16 protein-coding genes are annotated in these 12,586 nt (G+C 66.2%); 8 read left to right on the top strand and 8 right to left on the bottom strand.

What is annotated here, in order from left to right; translation table 11 throughout:
• Nucleotides 1-199: 199 nt before the first annotated feature.
• The 5 genes from GY937_09655 to GY937_09635 form a co-directional block, all read right to left on the bottom strand.
• A complete protein-coding gene (locus tag GY937_09655) occupies nt 200-751 on the bottom strand; it encodes a hypothetical protein (GenBank protein ID MCP5056974.1) in 552 nt (183 codons plus the stop codon).
• Nucleotides 752-1,224: 473 nt separating this feature from the next.
• Nucleotides 1,225-1,734, bottom strand: coding sequence for a DivIVA domain-containing protein (locus tag GY937_09650; GenBank protein ID MCP5056973.1), 510 nt, complete (start codon nt 1,732-1,734; stop codon nt 1,225-1,227).
• An 88-nt stretch (nt 1,735-1,822) separates the two neighbouring features.
• Entirely contained in the window at nt 1,823-2,647 is an 825-nt protein-coding gene (gene proC, locus GY937_09645; GenBank protein MCP5056972.1) for a pyrroline-5-carboxylate reductase, read from the bottom strand.
• A 52-nt stretch (nt 2,648-2,699) separates the two neighbouring features.
• Nucleotides 2,700-3,422 carry a YggS family pyridoxal phosphate-dependent enzyme gene (locus GY937_09640; protein ID MCP5056971.1) on the bottom strand — a complete coding sequence of 241 codons (723 nt, stop codon included), beginning with the start codon at nt 3,420-3,422 and terminating at the stop codon, nt 2,700-2,702.
• Nucleotides 3,419-4,216: a septum formation inhibitor Maf gene (locus GY937_09635; GenBank protein MCP5056970.1), complete on the bottom strand. Its 798-nt coding sequence runs from the start codon at nt 4,214-4,216 to the stop codon at nt 3,419-3,421. The genes GY937_09640 and GY937_09635 overlap by 4 nt, the downstream gene beginning before the upstream one ends.
• Here GY937_09635 and GY937_09630 point away from each other — a divergent pair.
• From GY937_09630 to GY937_09605, 6 genes are all read left to right on the top strand, one after another.
• Nucleotides 4,215-4,721 (top strand): hypothetical protein, encoded by a 507-nt coding sequence (locus tag GY937_09630; GenBank protein ID MCP5056969.1) that lies wholly within the window; start codon nt 4,215-4,217, stop codon nt 4,719-4,721. The two genes, GY937_09635 and GY937_09630, sit on opposite strands and share 2 nt — an antisense overlap.
• The gene (locus GY937_09625) at nt 4,718-5,554 is read left to right on the top strand and encodes an ABC transporter permease (protein MCP5056968.1); all 837 of its coding nucleotides are present in this window, start codon (nt 4,718-4,720) and stop codon (nt 5,552-5,554) included. Before GY937_09630 ends, GY937_09625 begins: the two co-directional genes overlap by 4 nt.
• Nucleotides 5,551-6,348 (top strand): ATP-binding cassette domain-containing protein, encoded by a 798-nt coding sequence (locus GY937_09620; GenBank protein ID MCP5056967.1) that lies wholly within the window; start codon nt 5,551-5,553, stop codon nt 6,346-6,348. The genes GY937_09625 and GY937_09620 overlap by 4 nt, the downstream gene beginning before the upstream one ends.
• Before the next feature lie 66 nt (nt 6,349-6,414).
• Nucleotides 6,415-7,353, top strand: a complete 939-nt coding sequence (locus GY937_09615; protein ID MCP5056966.1) for an MCE family protein — start codon at nt 6,415-6,417, stop codon at nt 7,351-7,353.
• A 7-nt stretch (nt 7,354-7,360) separates the two neighbouring features.
• On the top strand, nt 7,361-7,696 hold the full coding sequence (locus GY937_09610) for a DUF2203 family protein (GenBank protein MCP5056965.1): 336 nt from the start codon (nt 7,361-7,363) through the stop codon (nt 7,694-7,696).
• Between the two features lie 35 nt (nt 7,697-7,731).
• Complete coding sequence (locus tag GY937_09605; protein ID MCP5056964.1) at nt 7,732-7,950, top strand: hypothetical protein; 219 nt, start codon at nt 7,732-7,734, stop codon at nt 7,948-7,950.
• Nucleotides 7,951-7,960: 10 nt separating this feature from the next.
• Here the strand turns inward: GY937_09605 and GY937_09600 are convergent, their stop codons facing one another.
• From GY937_09600 to GY937_09590, 3 genes are all read right to left on the bottom strand, one after another.
• The gene (locus GY937_09600; GenBank protein MCP5056963.1) at nt 7,961-8,851 is read right to left on the bottom strand and encodes a DUF3501 family protein; all 891 of its coding nucleotides are present in this window, start codon (nt 8,849-8,851) and stop codon (nt 7,961-7,963) included.
• A complete protein-coding gene (locus GY937_09595) occupies nt 8,848-10,134 on the bottom strand; it encodes a Fe-S oxidoreductase (GenBank protein ID MCP5056962.1) in 1,287 nt (428 codons plus the stop codon). Before GY937_09595 ends, GY937_09600 begins: the two co-directional genes overlap by 4 nt.
• Before the next feature lie 72 nt (nt 10,135-10,206).
• Nucleotides 10,207-10,632, bottom strand: a complete 426-nt coding sequence (locus GY937_09590) for a rubrerythrin (GenBank protein ID MCP5056961.1) — start codon at nt 10,630-10,632, stop codon at nt 10,207-10,209.
• Between the two features lie 143 nt (nt 10,633-10,775).
• Between GY937_09590 and GY937_09585 the strand changes: the two genes are divergently transcribed.
• On the top strand, nt 10,776-11,162 hold the full coding sequence (locus tag GY937_09585) for an MAPEG family protein (GenBank protein MCP5056960.1): 387 nt from the start codon (nt 10,776-10,778) through the stop codon (nt 11,160-11,162).
• Nucleotides 11,163-11,207: 45 nt separating this feature from the next.
• Nucleotides 11,208-12,200 (top strand): 1-acyl-sn-glycerol-3-phosphate acyltransferase, encoded by a 993-nt coding sequence (locus tag GY937_09580; GenBank protein ID MCP5056959.1) that lies wholly within the window; start codon nt 11,208-11,210, stop codon nt 12,198-12,200.
• Nucleotides 12,201-12,586: the final 386 nt, after the last annotated feature.

The following is a 12,586-nucleotide window of genomic DNA, read 5'->3' as shown; positions in this document are numbered from 1 at the left end:
TTCTTCCCGCTCTTGCGGATCAGCTCCACGACCTCGGCCTTGTATTCATCTGTGAACGATCGACGCTTCCGTTTTCCCATGACACACTCCTACCGCACTTTCGTGCGATCCGGGGTGTCCACGAGACCGGGGCAAGCTCAGGGCGCGGCGCCTGGGCCCGCAGGGGTAGGGTGGATGCCGGCTCTGGCCTGTGGCTCGGCTAGACGGCGGCCGGGATCTCGGCCGGATCGAGTCGGGGGCCCGCCTTGCGCCAGCCCTCCGCCAGGAGCCAGGTGTGTGGCGTGGCAATCGCCACCACGTTTCCGCCAGGTCGTTCCCGCGCCTGGGCGACGAGCCCGGCTGCTGAGCGGCGCCAGCCCTCGAACCAGCGCCCTGAGGACGCCGGATCGATTCGAGCCGTCCGGGGCTTCGTCTTCATGTGCCTACGAGCATTCAGAAGCACGTAGCGCATCGCGTTCCGTACCTGGGTCGGCGTCCGCAGCACCACGTGATGGAAGCGGTCCAGCAAGACACGCCCCTTACGTCCGAATACCCGGTTCACCGCCCGCGCCAGGCGAGATCCCAGCGCATTCATCCCCCTGCCGAGCGCCCCCGCATCCTTGGCCTCGACGATCAGATGCAGATGATTCGACTGGATCGAGTAGTGAATGAGTCGGAAGTCCGTGCGCTCGAGCACGCAGGCAAACGACCGCTCCACTTCCCGCACCAGCCTCCCATCGCGAAGCGACGGAACATCGGGCCGGACCTTCATGGTCACATGGCAAGGATGTCGGGAAGCCAGCGGGGCTCGCTGGAGATGGGCCACTCGCGGGTTCGGGCCACACTTACGTCCTGCGCCCTCACGCCTTCCTCCCCAGCCATGAAGGGGGAGTTCGGGTTGAGGAGTCCGACGCAACATGGTGTTGATAATGGCATTGTTTGTTCTTGATGTCAAGGAAAACCGACGGATACCGCAGGCAGCCTTCGATCCGACCAAGAATCCACACACAGCTCGCCCGACCCACGCCTCCAAGCCGACCTCGGCCCCACCCAGGCGGGCCAAGGCGCCGCGCCCCCGCGTCGGCCCAGCGAGAACCCGATCGCAGGATGAAAGGATGCCCTCACACCCAACCCATCCCCCCTCACCAGCCCCACGAACCCCAAGCTGGCCAGCCACTCCGCCCCGCAGGCTCCAAGAGCGCTGCGCTCCGGCCTTCCCAAGCCCGCCGCCGAGTGGCACTCCGGCTAGCGCCGTTCCGCTTGCTGGAGGGAGGGATCCGGCCGGCCGGTCTCCTGTTCGGTTTCCTCGGCTGCCGTGATCGTTTCGACCAGGGCTAGATGGGTCTCCAGCGTCTGGCGCAGCGCGGCTCCGAGGCGGCTGCGGAGCGCCTTCATCTCGCGGATGTCCTCGGAGATCCGTGCTGCCCGGCGGTGGGAAGCTGCCAGCACTTTCTCCGCCTGGACCTCGGCCTCGCCCACGCGAACCTCTGCCTCCCGCATTGCAGTCTTCTTGAGGTCGTCACTCAAGGTCTGAGCGGTAACCAGCGTATGCTGAAGGGTTTTTTCGTTCTGGCCGAGTTCCTTGACGCGCTCCTCCAGCTGGCTGGCGCGCTCCGCAAGTTGATCGCGCTCGCGCATCAAGGCTTCATAGTCTTCACTGACCATCTGCAGGAACGCCTCGACCTCCACGGGATCCGCGCCCCGCATGCGCTGGGTGAAGGCATGCTTCTGGATGTCGAGCGGCGTGAGCTTCAAGCGGATCTCCCCCTGCGAAGGGCTTCGCGGCTGCGCAACTCATCGGCCCAAGGAGGCGTGACCTTGAGGGTTCTCCGGCGGCGGGGCGTCAGCTCTCGCCCAGCTCCCTGGATCGAGCCGTTGCTGCCGCCACGGCCGCGTAGACGGCGGCTCGCAAGCCAGCCTGCTCCAGGGCCTCGAGGCCGGCGATGGTGGTGCCGCCCGGGGAGGTGACCTGATCCTTGAGCGCGGCCGGATGCCGGCCGGTTTCGAGCGCGAGCTTGGCGGCGCCGAAGACGGTCTGGGTTGCGAGCGCACCTGCGGCATCCCGGGGCAGGCCCATGCGCACGCCTGCGTCGGCCAGGGCATCGAGCAGGACGAAGACATAGGCCGGGCCACTGCCGGACAACCCGGTCACCGCATCGAGGAGACCCTCGTCATGGGTTTCCCAGGTGAGGCCAACGGCGTCGAAGATGGCATGCGCGCGGGTCCGGTCGTCCGCACTGCAGGCCGGGTTGGCGACGAAGGCCGTCGCACCAGCGCCGACTAGCGCGGGCGTGTTGGGCATCGCGCGAATGATCCGAGCTCCCGTGGGCAAGCCGGCTTCGAGGCGAGCCAGGGGAATCCCCGCCGCGATCGATACCCAGAGGACGTCGGCCGCCCTGGGCGCCTCGCGCACGCCCGCGAGAACCTCCGCAACCAGGCCGGGTTTCACGGCGAGGACGACCACATCGCTTTCGGCAACGACCGCCCGGTTGTCGGTGCCGCCGCGCAGGCCGTGGCGTTCTTCGAGCTGCTTGGTCCGCTCGGCGAGGGGATCGGCGACCCGAACCTGGTCGGGGGCGGTGCCCGCGTGGATGACGCCAGAGGCCAGGGCCTCTCCCATGGCGCCAGCGCCCAGAAAGCCGATGCGCGAATTCTGCTGGGTGGTCATCGTCTGGAACTCCTGCGAGCGAGGTTTCGATGGGTCCCATGAGATCCCTGGCTCAGGAATCCCTGGGGCCGAACAGGGCCGTGCCCACCCGTACGATCGTGGCGCCCTCTTCGATGGCGACCTCGAAATCGGCGGACATGCCCATGGAGAGCTCCCGCAAGCTTCCCCCTTCGGGCCGCGAAGACAAGTCGTCCCGCAAGGCTCGGAGCCGGGCGAAGGCGGCGCGGGAGGCCTCGGGATCCGGCTGGACGGCAGGGATCGCCATCAGTCCGACGGCTCGCAGGTTCGCCAGGCCGGCCACCTCCGCGAGCAGGCCGGGAAGACCCTCCGGCGCGATGCCGCCCTTGGGCCCTTCGCTCGCTTCATCGCTCAGATCGACCTGGAGCAGCACGTCGAGGGCCTGGCCCGAAGGCTCGGCGGCGCGATCGAGGGCGGTGGCGAGCTTTGCCCGGTCGACGGTTTCCACGACATCGAAGAGCGGCACCACGAGTCGGGCCTTGTTCCGCTGGAGTTGGCCGACGAAGTGCCAACGCGGAGCGGGGAGGCCTCGCTGTTTCAGCTCCGCGTCGAAGGCAGGACGCTTGTCCCGCGCTTCCTGGGCGTAGTTCTCGCCGAGGTGGGTGAGGCCGGCTTCGATCGCGCCGAGCACCCGTTCGAGGGGCTGTCGCTTGCTGACACCGAGTAGCGTCACCTCGCTCGGATCGCGTCCGCAACGTGCTGTGGCGTCCTGGATCCGGTCGCGTACCTGGGCGAGCCTTTCCGCCGCGCTGCTCACGGCAGGTGCGGGTCGAAGCCCGCCTCGCGCAAGAGGGCGAAGGTCTCGTCGACCGGCAGGCCGATCACGTTGGTTTCGCTGCCTTCGACCCGCACGACGAATCGTCGACCCTCGCCCTGGAGGGCATAGGCGCCGGCCTTGTCGAGGGATTCACCGGTTGCGACGTAGCGGCGAAGCTCTTCCTGCTCTGCCGGCCGCATGACGACACGGCTCTCGACGCAGACGACCTTGCGGAGGCTTCCGTCACCGCTCATCAGGGCGACGCCGGTGAGCACCTGATGGGTCTGGCCGACCAGCCGGCTGAGCAACTCGACCGCGTGCTCCGGATCCCGAGGCTTGCCGAGCACGTCCCCGCCCAGCACGACCACCGTGTCGGAGCCCAGCACGACCGTCGGGTGCGGGTGCTCCGCCGCAATCGCCCCGGCTTTGGCCAATGCCAGCCGCTCGACGAGGGCGCGAGGCGTTTCAGAGGGCAGCGCATCCTCGCAAACGTCGGCAGGCTGGATCGTGAAGGCCAGGCCCATGTCCTCGAGCAGCCGTTTCCGGCGCGGGGATCCGCTGGCGAGAACCAGCGCCGGTGCTTCGAGGTTGGCCACGCGGCAATCGTCCCGGCCGAGCCTCGCGCCGTCAAGCGGCCCCGGGGTGCGGCGTGCGAAGCTGCCGAAAGGTAGGCTCGGTTCGATGTTCGCGGGCGACTCCTGGCGACGACCGGCTCGATCCGGGACGGCGATCGCCCGGACCAGCGGGCGATCGCTCGCCGTGGGTTTGAGCGTGGGGTTGACCGTAGGGTTCATGTTGGGCTGCGCCGGCGGCTGGGTTCTCGACGAGGGCCGCTATTCCTTCGTGGAGCGCGGCCTCTCGATCGCCAGCCCGCCCGGGGGGCCATGGAAGCTGGAACACGTCGAGGGCAGCACGCTCACGCTTCGCGACCCGGCCGGGTCCACGCTCAGCTGGCTGCGGACCTGTCGAGAGCATCCAGCTCCTGCTCGCAACGAATCCCGGGCGTTGTTGCGTGGGCTGGAAGACGTCGTGCTCGAGAGTCAGGGGCCGGTCGATGCTGAGGCTGCCGATGTGTGGCGCGCGAAGGCCCGGGTGTTCGTCGACGGCCGCGAGCGGGAAGTCCACGTGGTGACGCGGGTGGTCGGGGGCTGCACCGACGACTGGGTGCTGATTTCCGCGCCCGGCGCGGATGTGGCCGAAACCTTCGATGGCTGGTGGGGCTCGGTCCGCGCCCCGCAGGTTGCAGCCGGTGCGGATCCTGAGATCGCAACGGAACCTGCTTCGGGCGATCCGCAATGAGCCAGCCGGCAGCCCTTCCGAGCCCCATCACCCGCCTGGGCGATCGTGTGCTGACGAACGTCGGCATCCTCGGCGAGTTCGGCCTGCTCGTGGCGGCTTCCATTCGGACGTTCCAACGGCGGGGCTTTCCGTTGCGCGAGACGCTGCTGCAATTCGAGATGATCGCGGTTCGCTCCACGCCGATCGTGGCCATCACCGCGCTCTTCACGGGCATGGTGCTGGCCCTGCAGACGGCCTTCGCGCTCTCCCGGTTCGGCGCCAAGCCCTACGTCGGCAGCATTCTCGGGCTGGCGATCGTGCGCGAGCTCGGACCGGTGCTGGCGGCGCTGATGGTGGCCGGGCGGGTCGGCGCGGGCATCACCTCGGAGCTCGGCTCGATGAAGGTGACCGAGCAGGTCGATGCGATCCGCGCGATGGGAGCGGATCCGGTCGAGAAGCTGGTGTTGCCGAGGGTGATCGCGACGACCGTGGGTCTTCCGCTCCTGACCCTTTTCGCCATCGTACTCGGCATCTTCGGCGGGCTCCTGGTGGCGGATCTTCAGTACCGGATCGCACCGGATTTCTTTCTACAGACCGTGACGACGGCCGTGACCGTCGGCGACTTCATCTCAGGCGTGGTCAAGACGTTTGTCTTCGGCTGGACCATCGCCATCGTGGCATGCTTCGTGGGCCTTCGGGCAGATGGCGGTACGGCCGGGGTGGGCCGAGCCACGACCCAATCGGTCGTGGCCGCATCGATTGCCGTGCTCGTCTCGGATTTCTTCCTGACCAAGTTGCTCATGCTGGTACCTACCGACCGGGTCCTGGCGTGGCTCGGGAGTGCTCTCTCATGAGCGCTGGCACACCGGTATTGCGTCTCCAGGGGATTCGCAAGGCGTTTCGTGAAGAACCCGTGCTGCGCGGCGTCGATCTGACGGTCGCCAAGGGGGACACGTTCACGATCCTCGGGGGCTCTGGCTCGGGGAAATCGGTGTGTCTGAAGCACATGATCGGCCTGCTCGAGGCCGACGCTGGACAAGTCATGATCGAGGATCGGGATGTCACGCACCTGTCCGAGCGAGGTTGGGTCTCCGAGCGCAAACGTTTCGGAATGGTGTTCCAGGGCGCAGCCCTCTTCGACTCCCTCAGCGTCTACGAGAACGTGGCGTACCCGATCCGGGAGCATCGCCACGATCCTGAGGGGCGGGTGCGAGAGAGGGTGAGGGTGTGCCTCGCCTCCGTCGGCCTCGCAGGGATCGAGGAGCTGGTGCCCGCCGAGCTCTCCGGAGGCATGCGCAAGCGCGTCGGAGTGGCCAGGGCCATTGCGCTCGAACCTGCCGTGATGCTCTACGACGAGCCCACGACCGGGCTCGATCCGGCGAACTCGAGGCGCATCGGCCGGTTGATCCGACAGCTCCAGAAGGAACTCGGCGTCACATCCGTTGTCGTCACCCACGACATGGAACTCTGTCACGCGATTTCCGATCGCATCGCCCTCCTGAGGGATGGACGCATCGTCCTGGAGGGTGCCGCTGCCGAGTTGGCGGATGGCCGTCATCCGGAGATGCGTCGTTTCCTCGAAGGAGCCAACGAGGCCCAGCCGCTGGGCATGGAAGAGCCGGCCGAGGAGGATTCGTCTCATGCGTGATCTCGATCTCCCCATCATGGAGCCGCCTCATGTCTGATCTCGATCGCTCTATCATGGAGTCAGCTCATGTCTGATCGTCGTCGGTTGAACCTGGTCGTCGGACTCTTCGTCGTGGCTGCCCTGGCCGTAGGGGCGATGGCGCTGCTCTTCCTCGGGGCAAGGGGCGGGATCCTGAACCCGCGCTACCGGCTCGTCACCTACTTCGACGATGTCCAGGGCCTGGTGTCCGGCGCTCCGGTGCGGCTCGCGGGGCGGGATATCGGCTCAGTGGAATTCGTGAGCTTCGCGCCGCTGGCCGGGGATCTACCGCCGGTGCGCGTGATCATGCAGGTGGACGAAGCGGTACAGAATCGGGTCCGGAGCGATTCGGTCGCGCGTATCGCGACGATCGGTCTGTTGGGGGACAAGTACATCGAGGTTTCGATGGGTACCCCCGTCGGGCGGGTGCTCGATGACGGTGAGGAGCTCGCCTCGGTCAGCCCACTCGATCTTGGAATGGCCGTGACACGCGGCACGGAGGCGATCGACAACATCGCCACCCTGGCGGCGAACGTGAATCGCGTCGTCGAAGAGTTCGGAACCTCCATGGGTGGGAAGAAGGTGGCCGACGCGACCAGTTCCTTGACCTCGATCGTTGCCGAGATCCAGGAGGGGGACGGGCTCCTCCACGGCCTGATCTATGACAGCTACGAAGGCGGCGGGGTCGAGAGTGTGGAGCGTTCTCTCGCCAGCGTGGCGGATATTCTCGATCAGATCAGGAACGGGGAAGGTACCCTGCATGAGTTGATCTACGGGGGGCCGGACGAAGGGGATGTCTTGACGGAGGCGCTGAAAGCCACGGAGAGTCTGAACGCGATCCTTGCGAAGATCGACGCGGGGAACGGAACGCTGGGCCTGCTGGTGAACGACCCGGGTTTGTATACGGATCTGCAAGAGCTGGTTGGCGGCGCCCAGCGCAGCCTCGTCGTGCGTTCGCTGATCCGCCTCTCGACCGAGAGCGAGTAGCTGGGCCATGGCGAAGCAATGGACGTTGGCTTCCGCTGAGGCGCTGTTCCCGGATGTTCGGGAGCGTACGGCTCGAGCGGTCGAGAAGACCGAGACGCTCGTCGCCCAACGCGACGAGCTACTGGCCGAATCGCCCGAGCGCGCGATCGTCGAGCAGCATATCGAAGCCGAGATTTCGCGGTGGATGCGCGAGATGGAGGCCCTCGGTCTCGACATCAAAGGCATCTGGCTGGTGGATTTCGATACCGGCAGTGGATACCTGTGCTGGAAGTGGCCGGAAGAACGGCTGGGGTATTTCCATACCTACGAAGATGGCTTCGCCGGACGGACGCCGATCCAATAGTCCGAGTCCGAGCTTCCACCGGGAGAGGAACGAAGATGAAGAAGAGTGGGATCGTGCTGGTGGCTCTGCTCGGGTTTGCTTGCTCTGGCAGCGACGAGCAAGCAGCCCCTGAGGGCCCGAACCCGGCGGCGACCCGGGCGCGCTGCAATGCCGAGGTCGTCGAACGCTGCAGCGAGTTCCAGCGGGCCGAGCAACTCGACTGCGTGCGCCGCGAGGTGGAGCAATGTCTCCGCGACGCGCGTCAGCAGCCTTGAGAAGCGGCAGTCAGCCCTCTCGTTTGGGGGCGTAGAGATCGAGCCGAAGAGGCGCGGTGGCGTCGGCGGAGATGCGGCAAGCCCCGTGTTTCGCCTCGATCTGCCTCGCCGCTTCCTGGGCGAGCGAGAACAGCGCCGCCACCAACTCGTCAGGAGCGTCGGGGAAGGGCGGAGCCGGCCGTGTGGGCTCGACGATCAGATGGCCGGGCGCCCTGGGGCGAGCTGGGCGCACCAGGCGGACGGGACCGCGGGTTTCGAGGATTTCGTCCGGGTCGTCGCTGCTGGCGCGGGTGAAGTCGCCGACGGGAACCAACTCGGTCCGACCTCCGGAGAGATCGCGAATCAGCTGGTGGCGGATTTCGCCCGTGAGTTCTGCCCGGGCCTGGTAGTTCGCATGATCGACGACGAAGGCGGCCGGGACCTCCGGGTTCGCCAGCTCTGCCGCGGCCTCCGGCGGGACGGCAACCTGCACGTAGTGGACCGCGGAGATACGATCCTCCTCCATCTGCTTCTCGTCGAAGCGGGCCATCAAGGCGTGGGCTCCGATGTGCAGGCTGAGGGCCTCGTCGAGGCCCACCAGCCGGTCGAGCTCGGGACGGATCTCGTCGGCGTCGGTGATCTCGATGAAGAGGGTCGCCGAGAGCTCGCCCTCGCCCGGGACGAGCTCGTTGTAGGTATCGAGTTCGTGCTGGATGGCCTCCGGAGAGCGCAGGCCTTCGACCCGGCACATTTCGAGGACCTGCCAACGCACGGTTTCGCGGTCTTCGAAGAGCAGCATCACGCGATCCCCCAAGGCCAGTCGACGGGCGGCCTTGTGGGCGAGGACCGCTTCGCGCAGTGCAGGCCTGAGACGCTCGAAGTCGGCCGGAGACGGCAATTCGGCGAGGGTGAGGGGCTTCACGCGCTGGAAATTCCGTAGGCGTGGCGCAGCAGCACGATCGGGTGCACGGCGCTGCGCCCCAGGCCTTCCGCGATGCGCAGGGCGGAGAGCGGGCAATCGGTGGCCACGTGGTCGGCCTCGGCATCGTCGATGCCGCCTAGCATCTTTTCAGCAACCTTCAGGGACTCGTCGTGGAAGCGTGCCTGCATGCCCCAGGTTCCATCCACGCCAGAGCAGGCGTCGATCAGGACGACTTCTTCGGAGGCCAGTTTCAGGAGATCCCGAGAGCGGAATCCGATGTTCTGGGCACGGAGGTGACAAGGTGCGTGGTAGGCGACCTTGCCGAGGGGGACGGAGAAATCACGCTCCAGCTTCTTGGCCCGGGCGAGGTGGTAGAGGAACTCCATCAGGTCCTGGGTGTTCTCGGCGACCTTCCGGGCCTCAGCGGTGCCGAGCAATTTCGGGTACTCGTGCTTGAGCATCAGGGAGCACGAAGGGCCCGGCACGACCACCTTGGCACCGGCTTCCACGTGGGGAAGAAGATCAGCAACATTGCGCTCCGCGTTGCTGCGGGCGGAATCCATGTTGCCGGTATCGGTGTACGGCATGCCGCAGCAGCGGTCATAGGCGAGTTCGACCGCGACGTCGCTGTGCTCCAGGACGAGAACGGCCGAGCGCCCGGTGATCGGATCGCTGTAGTTGACATTGCAGGTGGTGAAGAGAACGGCGCGGCCATTGCTCCCGGCCGCCTTCGAGCCACCGCGCTTGGCGAACCAGCGTTCAACGGTCTCGAAGCTGAAGCTCGGCTGCACCCAATCCCGATGGATGCCGAGGGTCTTCTCCATCAAGACACGCGATGCCCGATTGGTGTTCGCGAAGTTCATCACCGGCGCCGTCAGCGACCCGACCTTGCCGATCAGATCGGTCTGGGTGGTGAGCTTCCGCGCCAGGGGCACGCCATCGCGCCTGGCCCGGGCCAGCTGGTGCCGGCGCATCAGGGCGGGAAAGTCGACGTCCCATTCGTGAGGTGGATGGTAGGGGCAGTGGTTGAAGCAGAGCTTGCAGTGGAAGCAGAGCTCGTTCACCCGATCGAAGCCTTCCATCCCGACGCCCTCGATCTCGCTCTCGGTGGCGTCGACCAGGTCGAAGAGCGTCGGAAACGAGGGGCAGAGCGGAAGGCAACGGCGGCATTGGTGGCAGATTTCGCCGACACGTCGTAGCTCCCGCTCGATCTTCTCGAGATCGAGGTAGTCCGGGTGCTCGTACCCGATCGTGCTGGGCTGTTCGGGGAGCTCGACCTTCATGGGGCCCCAACGGCGTGGAAGGGAAGGGCGCCGCGGGTTTCGTCCCGCGGCGCCCTTCAGGATCCAGACGCGCTAGAGGGTCTCGAGCTCGTCGGCAGCTTTCTGGAAACGCCCGGCGTGGGATTTCTCGGCCTTGGCGAGGGTCTCGAACCACTCCGCGACATCGGCGTGGCCCTCGTCCCGCGCGGTCTTGGCCATCCCCGGGTACATCTCGGTGTACTCGTAGGTTTCGCCGGCCACGGCGGCGACCAGGTTCTTGTCCGTCGAGCCAATCGGCTTGTCCGTCGCCGGATCGCCCGCGGCCTTCAGGTAGTCCAGGTGGCCGTGTGCGTGGCCGGTCTCCGCCTCGGCGGTGTCCCGGAACAGGCCGCCGACATCCGGATAGCCCTCGATGTCGGCCTGCTTCGCAAAATACAGATAGCGACGGTTCGCCTGGGACTCGCCCGCGAACGCATCCTTCAAGTTCTGATGGGTCTTGCTGCCTTTGAGATCGCCCATGGTCCCTCCAACGGTTTGAAACGAGCGGCCATGGTAGACAGGGCGATCGAGGGGGGCCACCCGTCAGGGCGGGGAATCTCCCGAGGGAACGACTGGCCAGGCCCCATTTGGGGCTACCCTCCCGCGAAACCGAGGGAGACCCCATGGAACTGCCGGCGCTGGTCAGCGTGATCGCTCTGCTCGAATACATGTTCTTCGCGTTCAAGGTCGGGCTTGGCCGTGACAAGTTGGGCGTTCCGGCCCCGGCGGTCTCGGGCAACCCGGAGTGGGAGCGGCTCTTCCGGGTCCAGCAGAACACCCTCGAACAACTGATCATCTTCCTCCCGGCGCTCTGGATCTTCTCTCTCCTGATCGGCCCGACCCTCGGCGCGGTGATCGGAATTGGCTTCCTCGTCGGCCGGCCGATCTATTTCGCGACCTATGTGAAGGACCCGAAGAGCCGGACCGTCGGCTTCTTGTTGGGGTTCCTCACGAACGTCATCCTGCTGCTCGGGAGCCTTGGAGCCGCGGTCTACCAGCTGATTTCGTAGCTCGCGCGGGCAGGGCCAGCGGGAAGCGTCCCTGCCCTCAGCGGGGTGATTGACGATCGCGCCCGCGAGAAGCAATCTCATGGGATGCTCGATCTCGCCCGTCTCGAACGTGTGAAGCTTCGTCGTACGCCCTGGGGCCAACTCTTCATGGCCCGGCTTTTACGGATCGACTACGCGTTTCCGCGCAAGACCGAGATCTCACTCGAAGGCACCGAACATCTCGAGCGCGGCCAGAGCTACGTCTTCGCGATGAACCACACGGATCGGTACAACTACTGGCCGTTCCAGTACAGCCTGTACCGCAACAAGCTCGGTTACACCGCAACCTGGGTGAAGGGCAAGTACTACGAGAACAATCTCATGGGCGCCTTCATGGATGCCATGAACAACATCCCGCTTCCTTCGCGGGGTTATGTGATCAGCACCGAATTCCGTCGCGTCGTGGGCCGCGCGCCGTCCTCGGACGAGTACCGGGTGCTTCGCGATCTCGCGGATGGCCTCACCAACGAGGCACCGGATGCCCTGGTTGAGTTGGTCGGAGACCTGAAGGCCTTCCTACGCGATTTTTCGGAGCTCTTCGAGCGGATGATCGAACGCGTGATGGAGCTGAACCGGCTGGCGCTGGACCTTGGGCAGCATCTGCTCGTGTTTCCCCAGGGCACGCGTTCGGTTCGGCTCTCGCGGGGGCATATCGGCGTGGCCCAGGTCGCGCAGCATCTGGGCGTGGACATCGTTCCGGTGGGCTGCAATGGCTCGGACGCCTTGTATCCCGGCGCGAGTCCCTTCTCCTCGGGCGGGAAGGTGGTGTATCGCATTGGCGCGCCGATTCGCCTGGATGGATCGGAGCTGGCGCCTTTTCGCGTGACCGAGCCTTTCCAGCCGTTCACGCTCGAGGCGGGAATCCACCGTGAGGCCTTCCAAGGGATGACGGATGTGGTGATGGATCACATCAACGAGCTCCTCGACGAGCGGTATCAGTACGGCGAGGATCGGGATTCCGATGGTGTGAGCGGAATGGAGCGCTTCGTCGCCAGCTGACGGAGAGGCCAGGCCGGTTCCCGACATTGTGCGGCCGCAGCGCCGGTCCCGTGCACGCGGTTCCAGACGGTGCTTCGGCCCAGCAGGCGAGCCCCTCACTTCACGCGCACCCGAATCCCATCTCGGCCCGTTTCTCCCGAAACAGAACACCCCGGAGGCCTCTCTCAGACGGAGCCGCGGGGAGCTGGTCGTTGGACCAGACTCCCACAGGCTCCGCTTCTCTTGCGAATCGGGCGGATAGCCTGAACAGTGCGACCAGGCTCTGCTGGTCGATTGGGATTGGAGGAGATGCGATGACTCCATGAAATTTCGATTCGTCGTCCAGCGGGTGCGAAACCCGCCCGGCCAGGGGTGAGCCCGCCCGAACCGGTAGCGAGCCTGGCGAC

It is taken from the genome of bacterium, assembly GCA_024228115.1.
GTDB lineage: Bacteria > Myxococcota_A > UBA9160 > UBA9160 > UBA6930.
This window is presented reverse-complemented; position numbering and strand designations above follow the sequence as displayed.

Excerpts from the sequence above, each read along its gene's own strand:
- GY937_09655 (MCP5056974.1), bottom strand. The coding sequence starts at position 751 with ATGAAGGTCCGGCCCGATGTTCCGTCGCTTCGCGATGGGAGGCTGGTG.
- GY937_09585 (MCP5056960.1), top strand. The coding sequence starts at position 10,776 with ATGGAACTGCCGGCGCTGGTCAGCGTGATCGCTCTGCTCGAATACATG.
- GY937_09605 (MCP5056964.1), top strand. The coding sequence starts at position 7,732 with ATGAAGAAGAGTGGGATCGTGCTGGTGGCTCTGCTCGGGTTTGCTTGC.
- proC (MCP5056972.1), bottom strand. The coding sequence starts at position 2,647 with ATGACCACCCAGCAGAATTCGCGCATCGGCTTTCTGGGCGCTGGCGCC.
- GY937_09595 (MCP5056962.1), bottom strand. The coding sequence starts at position 10,134 with ATGAAGGTCGAGCTCCCCGAACAGCCCAGCACGATCGGGTACGAGCAC.
- GY937_09615 (MCP5056966.1), top strand. The coding sequence starts at position 6,415 with ATGTCTGATCGTCGTCGGTTGAACCTGGTCGTCGGACTCTTCGTCGTG.
- GY937_09625 (MCP5056968.1), top strand. The coding sequence starts at position 4,718 with ATGAGCCAGCCGGCAGCCCTTCCGAGCCCCATCACCCGCCTGGGCGAT.
- GY937_09590 (MCP5056961.1), bottom strand. The coding sequence starts at position 10,632 with ATGGGCGATCTCAAAGGCAGCAAGACCCATCAGAACTTGAAGGATGCG.
- GY937_09620 (MCP5056967.1), top strand. The coding sequence starts at position 5,551 with ATGAGCGCTGGCACACCGGTATTGCGTCTCCAGGGGATTCGCAAGGCG.
- GY937_09610 (MCP5056965.1), top strand. The coding sequence starts at position 7,361 with ATGGCGAAGCAATGGACGTTGGCTTCCGCTGAGGCGCTGTTCCCGGAT.
- GY937_09635 (MCP5056970.1), bottom strand. The coding sequence starts at position 4,216 with ATGAACCCTACGGTCAACCCCACGCTCAAACCCACGGCGAGCGATCGC.
- GY937_09630 (MCP5056969.1), top strand. The coding sequence starts at position 4,215 with ATGTTGGGCTGCGCCGGCGGCTGGGTTCTCGACGAGGGCCGCTATTCC.